The sequence below is a fragment of the Falseniella ignava genome (assembly GCF_002847645.1).
Classification (GTDB): domain Bacteria; phylum Bacillota; class Bacilli; order Lactobacillales; family Aerococcaceae; genus Falseniella; species Falseniella ignava.
Window position 1 is genome coordinate 1 of sequence record NZ_PKHE01000017.1, and the last position, 13,319, is coordinate 13,319.

The 13,319-nt window shown below is 37.6% G+C and carries 12 protein-coding genes and 1 pseudogene; 6 read left to right on the plus strand and 7 right to left on the minus strand.

All coding sequences use genetic code 11. From position 1 onward, the window contains the following. The first annotated feature begins 196 nt into the window (after window positions 1–196). Window positions 197–361 carry a hypothetical protein gene (locus CYJ57_RS07845; RefSeq protein ID WP_180764419.1) on the plus strand — a complete coding sequence of 55 codons (165 nt, stop codon included), beginning with the start codon at window positions 197–199 and terminating at the stop codon, window positions 359–361. Between the two features lie 206 nt (window positions 362–567). Here the strand turns inward: CYJ57_RS07845 and CYJ57_RS06190 are convergent. The 4 genes and pseudogenes from CYJ57_RS06190 to CYJ57_RS06200 form a co-directional block, all read right to left on the minus strand. Beyond that, window positions 568–1,064 (minus strand): annotated as a pseudogene (locus tag CYJ57_RS06190) (phosphoribosylanthranilate isomerase). 84 nt (window positions 1,065–1,148) lie between these two features. Then, window positions 1,149–2,300, minus strand: a complete 1,152-nt coding sequence (locus CYJ57_RS06195; RefSeq protein ID WP_101954535.1) for a cation diffusion facilitator family transporter — start codon at window positions 2,298–2,300, stop codon at window positions 1,149–1,151. Between the two features lie 745 nt (window positions 2,301–3,045). Then, the gene (locus tag CYJ57_RS07850) at window positions 3,046–3,216 is read right to left on the minus strand and encodes a hypothetical protein (RefSeq protein WP_180364459.1); all 171 of its coding nucleotides are present in this window, start codon (window positions 3,214–3,216) and stop codon (window positions 3,046–3,048) included. A gap of 56 nt (window positions 3,217–3,272) precedes the next feature. Beyond that, the gene (locus CYJ57_RS06200) at window positions 3,273–4,115 is read right to left on the minus strand and encodes a KilA-N domain-containing protein (RefSeq protein WP_101954537.1); all 843 of its coding nucleotides are present in this window, start codon (window positions 4,113–4,115) and stop codon (window positions 3,273–3,275) included. Window positions 4,116–4,946: 831 nt separating this feature from the next. Here CYJ57_RS06200 and CYJ57_RS06210 point away from each other — a divergent pair. Continuing rightward, window positions 4,947–5,882: an ABC transporter ATP-binding protein gene (locus tag CYJ57_RS06210; RefSeq protein WP_101954538.1), complete on the plus strand. Its 936-nt coding sequence runs from the start codon at window positions 4,947–4,949 to the stop codon at window positions 5,880–5,882. Next, the gene (locus tag CYJ57_RS06215) at window positions 5,875–6,645 is read left to right on the plus strand and encodes an ABC transporter permease (RefSeq protein ID WP_101954539.1); all 771 of its coding nucleotides are present in this window, start codon (window positions 5,875–5,877) and stop codon (window positions 6,643–6,645) included. The genes CYJ57_RS06210 and CYJ57_RS06215 overlap by 8 nt, the downstream gene beginning before the upstream one ends. Before the next feature lie 242 nt (window positions 6,646–6,887). On the opposite strand, the gene CYJ57_RS06220 is transcribed toward CYJ57_RS06215, so the two are convergent. From CYJ57_RS06220 to guaA, 3 genes are all read right to left on the minus strand, one after another. Next, entirely contained in the window at window positions 6,888–7,076 is a 189-nt protein-coding gene (locus tag CYJ57_RS06220) for a hypothetical protein (RefSeq protein WP_219525585.1), read from the minus strand. A 134-nt stretch (window positions 7,077–7,210) separates the two neighbouring features. Continuing rightward, on the minus strand, window positions 7,211–8,185 hold the full coding sequence (gene trhO, locus CYJ57_RS06225) for an oxygen-dependent tRNA uridine(34) hydroxylase TrhO (protein ID WP_101954540.1): 975 nt from the start codon (window positions 8,183–8,185) through the stop codon (window positions 7,211–7,213). 220 nt (window positions 8,186–8,405) lie between these two features. Beyond that, window positions 8,406–9,956, minus strand: a complete 1,551-nt coding sequence (gene guaA / locus CYJ57_RS06230) for a glutamine-hydrolyzing GMP synthase (RefSeq protein WP_006701814.1) — start codon at window positions 9,954–9,956, stop codon at window positions 8,406–8,408. Window positions 9,957–10,146: 190 nt separating this feature from the next. On the opposite strand from guaA, the gene mvk reads away from it, so the two are divergent. From mvk to CYJ57_RS06245, 3 genes are read left to right on the plus strand one after another with little or no spacing between them, the layout of a single operon-like run. Then, window positions 10,147–11,121, plus strand: coding sequence for a mevalonate kinase (mvk, locus tag CYJ57_RS06235; RefSeq protein WP_101954542.1), 975 nt, complete (start codon window positions 10,147–10,149; stop codon window positions 11,119–11,121). Between the two features lie 22 nt (window positions 11,122–11,143). Then, on the plus strand, window positions 11,144–12,145 hold the full coding sequence (mvaD, locus tag CYJ57_RS06240; protein WP_101954543.1) for a diphosphomevalonate decarboxylase: 1,002 nt from the start codon (window positions 11,144–11,146) through the stop codon (window positions 12,143–12,145). 30 nt (window positions 12,146–12,175) lie between these two features. Further along, window positions 12,176–13,279 (plus strand): phosphomevalonate kinase, encoded by a 1,104-nt coding sequence (locus CYJ57_RS06245; RefSeq protein ID WP_180764420.1) that lies wholly within the window; start codon window positions 12,176–12,178, stop codon window positions 13,277–13,279. Window positions 13,280–13,319 lie beyond the last annotated feature (40 nt).

The following is a 13,319-nucleotide window of genomic DNA, read 5'->3' on the forward strand; positions in this document are numbered from 1 at the left end:
CATTGTAAAGCCGAACAACCTAGTGCAAATAATTCACATGTAGGTCTTCAGTTTTAACAAAGTGGCTAACTTAAACTTGAAATTTACGAAAATAAGATACTCTCCTTTTTTACACAACAAATTGAATATTGATGAAGCTGCTTATAGAACAGGACAAGGTCACCACGGGATAAGAATGCTGTTAGGAACCTTATCTATGTTTGATAACCAAGATGCTTTTCGACATCTCTATGCAACATTAGGAACTGAATCAAAAATGTTGAATGAAAAATATCCAGGCTTTATGGAACGTTTATCTGAACAAATGGAAATGGACTTAAGTATTCTAGTTGAAGTAGATCGCACAGATGGGCAATACTAACTTTTTAAAATTTCACAATTCTTATAAAACAAATTATCTTTTTTTAAAAAATAAGACCGGTAAGTTACCGTAGCATCATAATACCTGAGATAAAATGTAGTTTGATTAAAAATACTATCGGCTCACTAAATGAAAGAAGCTAATATTAACACCAAGGAAACAACGAAAGTCGGCTCACTCCTTAATCGTTGCGGGTTGGGACGTGCTTACGGGCGCGTCCTTTTTGATTCTAACCAGCTAATTTTTACAAAGTCTTTGTCTATATTATTCTCATTTCGATACGAATATTTTGATGAAGCTCGATAAAATTTTAAAAACTGTTCGATATTAGGAACTCTGAATCTTATCTGATTGATCTCAGCTATTTCAATATCTTCTTCTCTAACACCAGCAAATTCGTAAAGTGAATCAATCGTTCCATACTCAACATGTAGGTCCGCTTTCTTAAAATAATGCTCATGTAAATCAATTAATTGATAGCCCATACCTAGCATCATCGAATGAATTTGTTCCCAATCATAAATTCTCAATTCATCAGGCGCTTCCCATCCCTAGGATCGCCCGAAACATGAATATCTATATACGAAGAATTCCAGTCAATTCCAGAAATATAACCTAGACCAACTGAACCCATTAAAGTAGGTATGATATTTAACTTATTTAGCTGCTTACAAATCTCTAAAAATTCTTCAAACAAAACCAATCATCCTCCCATAGCATCAGGTATTCAATAATAAAGTCCGCATAAAACAGCATAACTCTTAATCAATGCGTTATACTTTAAAAATTACCTATCCGTATAGTCTACATTTGGAAAAGCTTCTATATTATAGTCTGGGAAGCGATGTCTCACATCGTTAACAACTTTTTGCAAGACTTCTAGTCGATCTTCAGCATCGAGACTGATAATAACATCAAATCTAATCTCTTTGTCGAATTCATCGACATATAGGCCGTGGATGCCCGTGATATGTTGGTGGGAAAAGACGATTTCTTTGATCTGATCTTTAATACTTGTAATGTGGCGACTTCTAGCATTGATTGGATAGACTCCTACAGCTGTGAGCATTATTTTATATTGATAGTATACCTCCAATTGGATATCTCGAATGATCTCATCCAATTGTTCTGCGGTATATGTCTCTGGTACACCGATATCAATCGATCCATTCCAATTATTAGGACCATAATTATTGAGTACCAGCGCATTTGCCCCTTCTACACCTGGAAAGTTTTCTACCGTTTTGATGACGTCTTGCGCAAGATGCGGATCAATCTTCTCTCCAAGCAATTGTGATAGGGTTTTATTTAACATATCGATTGCTGATTTTATGATAATAATTGATATTATAGCACCGAGATAGGCTTCAAGGGATACATCAAATAACATATACATCCCTGCCGCTAAAAGAATAGATAAGGAGACATAGGCGTCTAATCTTGCATCCTCACCAGAGTTGATCAGCGAATCTGACTTGACCTCTCCACCGATTTTGATGAATTTATGAGCCATAACAATTTTTACGATCACAGAGAGTGCAACAATGACAATACCTATCAAGTTATAGGAAGGTTCTACTGGATTAAGAATTTTTTTAACTGCCGCGACTAGCGATGTGATCCCTACATATAAGATGATCACTGAAATTATCATGGCAGAAAGGTATTCAATTCTTCCATATCCAAAAGGATGTTTATTATCCGCTTCTTTCGAAGCAAGTTTAGTACCTATAATTGTAATAACGGAGCTTCCTCCATCTGCTAAATTATTAACAGCATCTACCAATATGGCAATGGAGTTTGATTTTATTCCGACAATACCTTTTAATATTGCAAGCAACACATTGCCGATGATGCCAAACAGACTGGTTTTTACAATTTTGTTTTCCCGTTCTTTTTCTAATTGGTCTAATTTTTTAAAATCTTCAAATCGTTTCAATTTAGAGTCCTTTCTTCGCCCTAATCTCGTACAATAATTTAATTATATATTGATAAAAGCGATCTCAGCAACATAATTAACTGGGCTTATAGGAAATAGGGTTGATGTGAATTATTCATCAACCCTACCTTTCATTTCCAAATATATTCGGAACACGAAGTAATCGCACCGAGAAAAACTATCCTTACATATCTAATGATATAAAAAACTTCTCCAAATAAAAGTACTAAGTATCGATTTGACCCCCTCATTCCGAAATACGGTTTGAGGAGGTCAAATTACCATCTAATTATGTCCAAATTTATACCACTTGGAACGATTATTTTAATTATTCTTTTTAGCTTGCAGTACCATTTGAGTACCCGTAGTCATTTTTCATTCTCTCTATAGTTTGTAATTAAGCCATTTTAAAAAAATGCGACTATTCCCATTCTTCCACCTAGTTTTAAAAAAGGTGGGTTAGTTACAATCACATCAAAAAAACTATATCATGGGGAGGTAAGAGGGAATTTGTTTGAAGAATATTTCCACTACCATCATTGTTCATAACAATATCAGTTTTCTTTATCTTTTCCAATATCTTTTGTGAATTCTTACCTTAATTTCTTCATAGCATGAGTCATAGAAGTTACAACAAAACCTCCCGTTCCGGGTGTAAAATCGTATAGTGATATCAACGCCTTTAGGTGTAAATAATCTATCTATTCAGGTAGATTACTAGTACTACAAACTGGGATTTGTAATTCTACAAAAATTCCAAAACACCTAAAAGAATACTTGAAGCTGCTAATAATATAACTCCAATAACCTCAAGGATATTTTCAATGTTTTTATCTTTTTTATATTGTTTGATAAATTTAGGAGACATAAAACATAAACCTACTCCAAATAATAAATATCCTATTCCTTTTAGCATATCATTTCCTCCACAAATTCAAATTTATTTATTCAATTACAAACTAACAGTTATTATTACTTTCCTTCTAATTTTTTAATACCATTATCACTAAGTTTTTCAAGTGACATTAATTGTGTTCTAGCAAGTTTTCTAAGTTCCATCATTCTTTCTTTTTGCTCCATACCTTTTCCAATAAGAATCGCATTATAGCTTTCCATATTGGCAAGTACAAGTAACTCATTCAGACTTGCATAATCTCTCATATTACCTTTTAGATCTGGATTTTCTTCACGCCACTGTTTAGCTCTCTTATTAAACAAGGCTACATTGAGCATATCTGCTTCACTTGCATACTTGTAAGATAACTGCTCATCTGTAAGGTCTTTTAATAGATACTCTTTTATGGCATCTGTATGAATTTTATAATTGATTTTAGAAATTTCTCTATGCAAGTTCCAAGTTAATGATAATTTTGAGTTTTCATCTTCTTTAAGTCTTTGATAATCTTTAATTATATAAAGTTCAAATTCTGCAGATATCCATGAAGCAAATTTAAAAGCTATATCTTTATGAGCATATGTGCCACCATATCTACCCAACTTTACAAATAGTCCTATTGCATTAGTGGTTTTCTGCCATTTTTGAGGTGATAAAGTAAAAGCGTTACTACCCGCCTCTTTTAAATACCCCTCGAATTCGAGGGGGTTAAAATCTGGATTATTTAACTGCTCCCAAATGCCAAGATATTCTATTGTATTATAGTTTCGCATCCAATTTGATACAACTACATTAGGTTCTTCCTTGTTTTTATATTTTGCTATATCCGTAAGACTTATATAGTCATTTTTAAAGTCTTCAGTATAAATCTGAATAGCAAATCCCTTTGCTTCAATCGTCGCTTTTTTAGCCTTAGACATATGACTTCCTCCTTTATGCTGATGTACTGTTTACAACATTTATTTTCGTAAAAGTCTCCTAAACAGCACACCAACGATTTATTTTTTTGAGTTTTAAACTTTGGTAGAAGTCTTGGACTCCTATATGTACATAATGATTTGTATCCATCTATATTATTTCACGAAACCTTCAAAAAATCCTATAGTATTATTAATAATTGCAAACACTATCTTTTCGATCTATTTAGGCGGATTGTCAATCTCATTAACCGAAAAATTTATACTTTGAAAATCAATTTAGATTCTATATACCATTGTTATATTATTGTATCTTGTTCCATCCTTCAAAACAAACGATTCCGGTATTTCTCCCACTTTTATGAACCCTAATTTCTCATAAAGAATCTGACCTCTTTTATTACTTGAGAAATAGTCCAGTTCAATTTGGGTAAGTCCCCATTCCTTAGCATAGTCTTATAGGCAAAGGAGCATCTTCTTTCCTAACCCTAAGTTCCAAAATTCTTTCAGCGGAGCTCATCAAGTATCGCTACGCTTTCCTCCTTGACAAACTCCTTTGAAAGAATCGTGAGTCGTTAGGTCTAGGGCATCAGAAGTTTCAGTATGTGTAACATATGTTTGACAACTCTAGAGATTATAACGGAATTCCATGACTTTTTGTATTGATTTAAAAAGGTATAAATGAACAGGGTCATTTCTGTTCACCCACACCAAAAAGTATAGAATCCTTTTTAATTATCTAGTAGCATTATATTAATAATAATCATTCCATTGTACCCATGTTCAAATAGATGTTAAAGTAGTATCAGATGAATAAAAGGAGATTTCTTATATATGACTTATGCATTGGAAATATCGGATTTAAAGAAAGTTTATGATACAGGCGTACAAGCACTCAAGGGGATTGATTTAAAGGTCTCTGAGGGCGATTTTTATGCGTTATTAGGCCCTAATGGTGCTGGCAAGTCGACGACGATTGGAATTATTACTTCGCTAGTCAATAAAACTTCTGGGAATGTCAAAGTATTTGGTTATGATATTGATACTCAGTTAGAAAAAGCAAAACAACAAATTGGCTTGGTTCCACAAGAGTTCAATTTTAATCCATTTGAGACCGTGCAACAAATTGTGGTCAATCAAGCAGGATATTATGGCGTGCCTCGTACAGAAGCTTACAAGCGCAGTGAAAAATATTTGAAACAGGCAGATTTATGGGAAAAGCGTGATGAAAAAGCGCGCATGTTATCAGGAGGAATGAAGCGTCGTTTGATGATTGCTAGAGCCTTGATGCATGAACCCAAACTATTGATTTTAGATGAACCGACCGCCGGGGTTGATATTGAGTTAAGAAGAGGGATGTGGCATTTCTTACAAGAGTTAAATGCTAATGGCACAACCATTATCTTAACGACTCATTATCTTGAAGAAGCCGAGATGTTATGTCGTAATATTGGCATCATCCAAGCAGGCCAACTAATTGAGAATACCAGTATGAGAGCATTATTATCGAAATTACAGCATGAAACTTTTATCTTTGATTTGGATATATCGCAACAACAACCTAAGTTAGCAGGCTATGCATATCAATTTGATGGTGACCAAACTTTGGAAGTCGAAGTTGAGCGCAATCAAGGGATTAATGATATTTTTACTCAATTAACAAAACAAGGCATAAAGGTACTGTCGATGCGAAATAAATCGAATCGTTTAGAAGAGTTATTTCTGAAAATTACCGAAGAGAAACATCAGACGGAGGATCAACATGTTTAGTTTATATTTTACAGCATTAAAAAGTTTAGTGACGAAAGAAACCAATCGTTATTTGCGAATTTGGGTTCAAACATTAGTTCCACCTGTCATTACCACTTCACTTTATTTTATAATTTTTGGAAAAATGATTGGTGGCCGTATTGGTGAAATGGGAGGCTTCAGTTATATGGAGTTTATTGTTCCAGGATTGATAATGATGTCATCGATTACCAGTTCCTATGCCAATGTTTCCTCATCATTCTTCTCTCAAAAATTACAAAAGAATATTGAAGAATTATTAGTAGCTCCTGTACCAACTCATGTTATCATTTGGGGATTTGTATTAGGAGGGGTTGGACGGAGTTTAATTGTCGCTTCGTTAGTGACCACGGTGTCATTATTCTTTGTACCATTACATGTTCATTCATGGTTAGTGGTAGTGATGACCATTTTAATGACTGCGATTTTATTTTCTTTAGCAGGTTTAATTAATGGTGTGTTTGCTAGAAGTTTTGATGATGTCTCCATTGTGCCAACGTTTGTACTACAACCCTTAACTTATTTAGGTGGAGTCTTCTACGCCATTTCAATGTTACCACCATTTTGGCAAGCAGTTTCGAAAATCAATCCAATCGTTTATATGATTTCAGGTTTCCGATACGGATTCTTAGGGATAGGCGATGTACCGATAGCAATGTCGATTACCATATTAATCATTTTTATCGCGGTACTGTATTCATTAGCATATTATTTAGTGGATCGTGGTATTGGCTTACGTAGCTAATCTAACCAGTATAACAATCAAATCCAACCCAAAAGAGCACAATATAATTTAATCTCCCTTGTTTACCACAGCGATAAGTGATAGCAAGGGAGATTTTTTTCAAATGATGTGAATGAACAGAGAAAATTCAGTCGACTCACACCTAAAAGCGCTGAATCTCCCCTCATATCTGTAAATTTTTCTTTACATTTATTTGAATTAAAATTTTAAAGATCTATAAAAATTTAGTAACATAATTTTTGCTAATGCCAAGCTACCATCCATTCATCTTTGTAATTATTAGTTTCAAGAAATTCTTCAAGTTTAGATAGAGCTTTTTCTGTATATACATAAGCATTATAATCTTTATCAGGATTACAATGGAACCATTCTTCTTCAGTATACGGCTCTTCTCCATTTTCATCTCGCATATTATTTATGCTATCCCTCATATCATTAAGTTCTGATCCAAGTATTTTTCGATAGAAATCCTTTTTTCAGATTTCTTTAGATAAATTATCTATTCAAAAAAAGTGCATTCACATCTGATTTATCAGACATAAATTGCACTTCAATTATTATTAAATTATGCTCTTTCGGTTTCTTTTAGACTTTCACCAATCGCATTAAGTCTTTCTTCCCATTCTTCCATAGATAAATTATGTTCTATTGCATATCTATTTTTCGGGTGTTTTCTACAATGCTCGCTACAGCTACGTAAATATTTATGTTCATTTTCTTCACTCATAAATATTTGTCGATTACACTCTGGGTTCGCGCAGTTTCTATATCTTTCACATGGTTCACCATCATAATAATCACGACCTATAATTGTTGGATCAACATGATTTATTGGCACGGAGATTCTCTCATCAAATACATACATGCTGCCTTCCCAAAGTTCGCCTTTTACTTCTGGATCTTTTCCATATGTATCAATTCCACCATGAAGTTGTGCAACATTATCTGAGATACCTTCTCTTAACATCCAACCAGAGAATTTCTCACAACGCACCCCACCAGTACAGTACATTGCAACATTTTTATCTTTGAACATCTCTTCATTTTCCTTAATCCATTCTGGCAGATCTCTGAAATTTTTGATATCTGGTCTAACAGCACCTTTAAAATGTCCCATATCGTATTCATAGTCATTCCGAGTGTCTAAAATAACAGTATTCTCATCAAGAATGGCTTCCTTGAATTCCTTAGGATTTAAATATTTCCCAGTTGTATCATTTGGTGAGAAATCATCTTCTAAATTTAATGATACAATCTCTTTACGAAATTTTACAGACATTCTTGGATGTGTAAAATCATCAGCCTCATCTTCCTTAAACCAAACATCTTCAAATCCATCTAATGAATGTAGAAAGTCTTTATATTTTTCAGTCTGTTCAACAGTACCTGAAACAGTACCATTTATTCCCTCATAACCTACAATGATACGACCTTTAAGCCCTACTTCATTGCAGAATGCTAAATGTTCATCCCTGAATTTCTCAGGATCCTCTATATTTTGATATTTATAATATAATAAAACTCTAAATTTTTTTGACATATGTCCTCCTTTTTACGTATATCTATTTTATCCAAAAGTATGGGGAAAATACAAGTGAGAAATGAAATTTTCATTTAATTAAGTATTGTATTTATTATAAATGTTTAAACAATTTTTCCCCTACACTAAAAACCTATCCTCTTCAATTATTCCCATTCAGCGAATCAGAAAAGCCAACGCTCCTATTCGTCGCGTCGGCTTTTCTTCCCTGCAGAAGGGTTTACTCCCATTCAATCGTGGCTGGTGGTTTACCGGTAATATCGTAAACGATTCGGTTGACGTGTGGGACTTCGTTAATAATTCGGTTACTAATCTTTTGTAGGACTTCCCACGGTAAGCGAGCGAACTCACTGGTCATACCGTCAACAGAAGTAACTGCGCGGATTCCTAACATATAATCATAAGTACGAACGTCACCCATAACACCGACGGAGCGTACATCTGGTAAGACGGTGAAATATTGCCATACATCACGCTCTAAGCCATTTAGTGCGATTTCTTCACGTAAGATAGCATCGGATTCGCGGACGATTTCAACTTTTTCAGGCGTAATTTCACCCAGTACTCGAATACCTAAGCCTGGTCCTGGGAATGGTTGGCGCCATACGATTGATTCTGGCATGCCAAGTGCGGTACCTAATGCACGGACTTCGTCTTTGAAGAGCGTCTTCAATGGTTCGATCAAGCTGAACGCCATATCTTCTGGTAAGCCCCCGACGTTATGGTGAGACTTAATTGTTTGCGCCGTTTCAGTACCTGATTCAATAATATCGGTATAGAGTGTGCCTTGCGCTAAGAACTCGATACCGTCTAATTTAGCAGCTTCATCGTCAAACACTTCGATAAATTCATTGCCGATAATTTTACGTTTTTGTTCAGGTTCTGAGACTCCTTGAAGTTTGCTGAAGAAGCGATCTTTCGCATCAACTTTAATAATATTTAAGTTAAATTGTTGCAGTGCGCTCATCACATGTTCAGCTTCATTCTTACGTAATAAGCCATGGTCAACGAAGATACAGACTAACTGATCTCCAATGGCACGTTGCAATAGAACTCCCACTACACTTGAATCCACCCCACCGGATAGACCGAGCAATACTTTTCGGTCGCCAACGTGATTGCGAATTTGTTCAATTTGTAGGTCGATGAAGTTCTCCATGCTCCAGTCACCAGACGCTTGACAAATGTTAAAGACAAAGTTGCGTAACATTTGGTCGCCTTGTAGTGAAGCTTTCACTTCTGGGTGGAATTGAACGCCATAAATACGGCGTTCGGTATTTTCCATTGCAGCAATCGGTGTATTCGGACTGTGAGCTGTCACAGTGAAGCCTGCTGGAACTTCTGTTACTTGGTCTGAATGACTCATCAAAACTTGTTCACGTTCAGATAGCCCTTGGAAGATACCATCCGTTGTATTGGAAACTTCGATTTCATGTTGACCGTACTCACGTTTATCTGAGGCTTGGACTTTCCCGCCCAACATATCGGTCGTTAATTGCATACCATAGCAGATTCCTAAGATTGGAATGTCCAGTTCATAGATGGCTGGATCAATTTTGAAGCTGTCTTCATTATAAACACTGTGAGGTCCGCCAGATAAGATAATTCCTTTTACATTACCTAACGCTTGAATCTCTTCCGCCGTCTTCTTATGTGATAACAATTCACTATAGACATGTAACTCGCGAATTCGGCGTGTAATCAATTGATTATATTGTGATCCGTAATCGAGTACAATAATCTTCTCTAAATCATATAAATTCGTAGCCATAATTCCTCCTTATTGATGGACCTTACTCTATCGTGATAGCGTCTCATCCTATCTTATTTACGATAACTCTTTCGTTAATAATATATCATACTCAAAATGGATTTGCTTGTTTTTTTGGAATCAAAATCAAGATTTATGATACAATCTAGCTAGTATTAATTCACTTTATATAAAGGGGGGAAATAAGTTAATGGAACGTGAACCGAATATGGATATTTCATCGAACTCAACACGAACAGGCGTCGACACCGCTCACGGTAAAATTATTTTAGCGGGGGAACACTCGGTCGTCTATGACTACCCAGCGATTGCCTTGCCGCTACCGAGCGCTAAAGTTACTGTTGAAACCCAGCCATCTTCTCACCAAGTTGATTGGCTTGAGAGCTTGCCTTATACGGGACCGCTCGACAACGTGCCCGAGGAACTGCAAAATTTATCCCGTGCCATTGACTTAACTCGCTCCGCCAGCAAATTAAAAACAGGCCCGTTGCACTTCCGCATCAAAAGTTCGATTCCCATCGGACGTGGCATGGGTTCTTCCGCTGCGGTATCTGTTGCGCTAATTCGCAGCTTAGTCGATTATATGCGAATTAAGATTAGTGATCATCAATTGACCTATATTGCTAACCAAGCAGAAGTTATTGCGCACGGTTGGACGAGTGGGCTGGATACATTGTTAGCCAGTACCGATTCACCGGTCATTTATCGTAAAAGTTCCACACCGATTCCGTTTCAATTTAACTTGAATGCCTACTTAATTGTGGCAGATAGCGGGATGGTCGGTCAGACCAAACTGGCGGTAGGCAAAGTACATCAACTGCGTGAAGCGAAGCCTGAATTTGTCACCAATATGATGGATGCGATTGGTGGCTTTGTAAGTCAAGCCATCGAAGCCATCCGACATCAAGATATTATCGAACTCGGTCGACTTATGACTTACAACCATTATTATTTAAATCAACTCGGTGTTTCCAACGCTACCATCGATCATTTGGTGAATCAAGCATGGATGGCCGATGCACTCGGTGCGAAGTTAACTGGAGCAGGTCTGGGCGGCTGTATTATTGCTTTAGCTTATAACCGTTCGCATGCGCAACATATTGAACGCGTCTTATTAGACGCAGGTGCCCAACAGACATGGTTAGTGAATCTCAATGCCATGTAGGGTTACGATTAAGGAGGTAACGATGAAAGACCCATCACATATATTTCGTGCTTACACTAATATTGCGCTAATCAAGTATTGGGGCAAACGCAATGAGACGTTATTTCTTCCGGTAACCAGCAGTCTGTCACTCACTTTGAACGAATTTTATACGGAGACACAAGTTCGATGGAACGAATCATCCTCTGAAGACGTATTATTATTAAATGGTGAATTACAGCCGATTGATCGTGTCCAACGTCTGATTGATCTCTTCCGAGAGCTGACACATTGTTCCCGTCCAGTACGCGTTGAAAGTTATAATCATGTCCCGACTGCAGCAGGGCTTGCTTCCTCTGCTTCAGCCTTTGCTGCGCTCGCTTGTGCGTGCAATGATCTATTCGATACTCAAATGGACGCGCGGGAGCTATCAACCTATGCTCGCCAAGGGTCAGGAAGCGCAACCCGCAGTCTCTTTGGTGGTTTCGTAAAATGGGAAGCTGGACAAGGCGATGTATCAGAGACAAGCTACGCCCATCCCATCGATAAGGCGGATTGGGATTTGGGAATGATTGCGGTTGTTCTTAACGACCAAGAAAAATCAATCAGCAGTCGTGAAGGAATGGCATTGACGGTCCGAACTTCTCCATTCTTTAAGCTTTGGCCAGAAGTCGTGGCACATGATTTAGACTTGATAGAAACAGCGATTGCGCAACGTGACTTTACGACCTTGGGAGAAGTTGCCGAGCACAATGCGATGGAAATGCATGCGCTAATGCTTTCGTCTAAACCAAGCTATACGTATTTTCAAGCGGAGTCGCTTAAAATTATGGATTGCATTCGTCAATTACGTCAACAAGGTATTGAATGTTACTTTACGATGGATGCCGGTCCGAATATCAAGGTGATTTGTCGCTTAAGTCAGGCGGATCGAATTCAACAATTGTTAATGCAAGCCGCAGGAGTGACCGAATCCCAATTGATTATTAGCGGACCTGGTCCTGCCCCACATACCGTGCCATCCTTTACCCCTTTCTCAAATTAACAAAATAATTCAACGATTGGAGCAATGACGATGAGCCTTTTTAAATTTGTACATACGAACCGGACTACGCAAGCTAAGATACCAGGCAAACTCTATATTGCGGGCGAATATGCGGTCATCGAGCCTAATTATCCTGCAATTTTGGTGACTGTCGATCAATATCTCAAGGCGACGCTGAAACCTCTTGGAGATGAGGAAACCATTCGCTTGCATTCCGAAAATTTAGACCCTGCGATATTGGTGTATCAACCCGATACTGTGGTTCCAGCAGCTTGGCGTTATGTTTGTGCATCAATCAAACTTTTCGAGCAACTTTTAGCGGAACATAAAATCCCCTTAAAACCTTTCTCGCTATCATTTGAGTCTGAGTTGGAAGCGGAAAATGGAGTCAAGTACGGCTTCGGCTCCAGTGGTGCGGTGGTCCTAGCGACCTTGCATGCTTTGGCTAATTATTATGAGATGCGCCCTTTTAATTCGATTATTTTATACAAAATGGCCGTCATGGTGATGTTATCCTTAGATTCGCCTGGAAGTTTTGGCGATTTGGCGGCGGAATCAATGGGAGGATGGGTCTACTATCGCAGTTGCGACCGCGAATGGATTCGCCAACAACTGGAAGTTTTTCCAATGAGTACGGTCATTGCGATGGACTGGCCTGAACTTGAAATCACACCACTCGAAGCGCCGACCAATCTGAATCTTGCAATCGGCTGGACGGGGCAGCCTGCTTCAACCTACGATTTTGTGGAGCGACTTTCACACCAAATTTCGCAAAACCCTTCACCTTATCGACAATTTTTACGCGCGAGTCAAGTTTGCCTTGCGAAGATGCGTCAAGCTTTTGACCAAGGTGAAACTTCCGAAATTATGAAAGAAGCAGAAATTTACCGTCGACTTCTAACTTATCTCGATACGATTTATCAATTAGGGATGATCACAGAGGAGATGCAGACACTTATCGATAAAAGTGAACTCGTAGGCTATGCAGCCAAATCGTCCGGCGCGGGTGGGGGAGACTGTGGTATCGCTATTAGTTCTAGTCCGAAGAATCGCCCGCTGCTCGTTAAATTATGGCGGGACCATGAGATTGAGCTGCTACCTTACCAAGTCGCTCGTCCTTTAAATATTCGCTAGTCGATGGCGATTCTGCAAATTCAATCAATCGATACTGATA

Excerpts from the sequence above, each read along its gene's own strand:
- CYJ57_RS07845 (WP_180764419.1), top strand. The coding sequence starts at position 197 with ATGTTTGATAACCAAGATGCTTTTCGACATCTCTATGCAACATTAGGA.
- CYJ57_RS07850 (WP_180364459.1), bottom strand. The coding sequence starts at position 3,216 with ATGCTAAAAGGAATAGGATATTTATTATTTGGAGTAGGTTTATGTTTT.
- CYJ57_RS06200 (WP_101954537.1), bottom strand. The coding sequence starts at position 4,115 with ATGTCTAAGGCTAAAAAAGCGACGATTGAAGCAAAGGGATTTGCTATT.
- CYJ57_RS06210 (WP_101954538.1), top strand. The coding sequence starts at position 4,947 with ATGACTTATGCATTGGAAATATCGGATTTAAAGAAAGTTTATGATACA.
- CYJ57_RS06215 (WP_101954539.1), top strand. The coding sequence starts at position 5,875 with ATGTTTAGTTTATATTTTACAGCATTAAAAAGTTTAGTGACGAAAGAA.
- CYJ57_RS06220 (WP_219525585.1), bottom strand. The coding sequence starts at position 7,076 with ATGAGGGATAGCATAAATAATATGCGAGATGAAAATGGAGAAGAGCCG.
- trhO (WP_101954540.1), bottom strand. The coding sequence starts at position 8,185 with ATGTCAAAAAAATTTAGAGTTTTATTATATTATAAATATCAAAATATA.
- guaA (WP_006701814.1), bottom strand. The coding sequence starts at position 9,956 with ATGGCTACGAATTTATATGATTTAGAGAAGATTATTGTACTCGATTAC.
- mvk (WP_101954542.1), top strand. The coding sequence starts at position 10,147 with ATGGAACGTGAACCGAATATGGATATTTCATCGAACTCAACACGAACA.
- mvaD (WP_101954543.1), top strand. The coding sequence starts at position 11,144 with ATGAAAGACCCATCACATATATTTCGTGCTTACACTAATATTGCGCTA.
- CYJ57_RS06245 (WP_180764420.1), top strand. The coding sequence starts at position 12,176 with ATGAGCCTTTTTAAATTTGTACATACGAACCGGACTACGCAAGCTAAG.